The sequence below is a fragment of the Halalkalibacter wakoensis JCM 9140 genome (assembly GCF_000513095.1).
Classification (GTDB): domain Bacteria; phylum Bacillota; class Bacilli; order Bacillales; family Bacillaceae_D; genus Halalkalibacter; species Halalkalibacter wakoensis.
Genome location: NZ_BAUT01000186.1, coordinates 1 through 513 on the forward strand (window position 1 = coordinate 1; position 513 = coordinate 513).

General features: G+C 34.9%; 1 protein-coding gene. It reads left to right on the forward strand.

Annotated elements, in window-relative coordinates; translation table 11 throughout:
- Positions 1-267 precede the first annotated feature (267 nt).
- Positions 268-513: phage integrase N-terminal SAM-like domain-containing protein (locus tag JCM9140_RS22190; protein WP_034751884.1), on the forward strand; the 246-nt coding region annotated here is incomplete at its 3' end.

Sequence of the window (513 nt, forward strand, 5' to 3'; positions counted from 1 at the left end):
GAACGAAATCGCTCCGCGATGGCAAGAGCTCTTCCATCTGAAAAAAAGTATAAAAAAAAAAGAAAAAGTATGCTCTTTTTATGGTATTGTTTTAATCGCCAAACCAAAACAAAACCCATAAAAGAAAGGCATACTTTTTCTAATGTTGATTATAACATGCACATACAGGAGAGTACATCTCCCTATTTCTAACAATAGCCGTGCTCCGCCTCTGATGTTGATTGGATTCCCTGAAACACTACTAATCAATTATCGGAGGTTACTTCAATGGAGCAATACGAACAAAAAATCGAGCTATATTTTGACTTGAAGGATTCACCAGATTCCACAAGAGAAGCTTATCGAAGAAGAATGAAAGCATTTCTAACATACATGGAGGAACTTAATAGACCTTTAGAGGATATCAATGAAGAAGATATCCAACAATATATTCTTTATCTAAAAAAGGCACGCGGGCTTTCGGCAGGAACCATAAATAATTATATTTCTTCTATTAAATTCTTCTTTACCTAC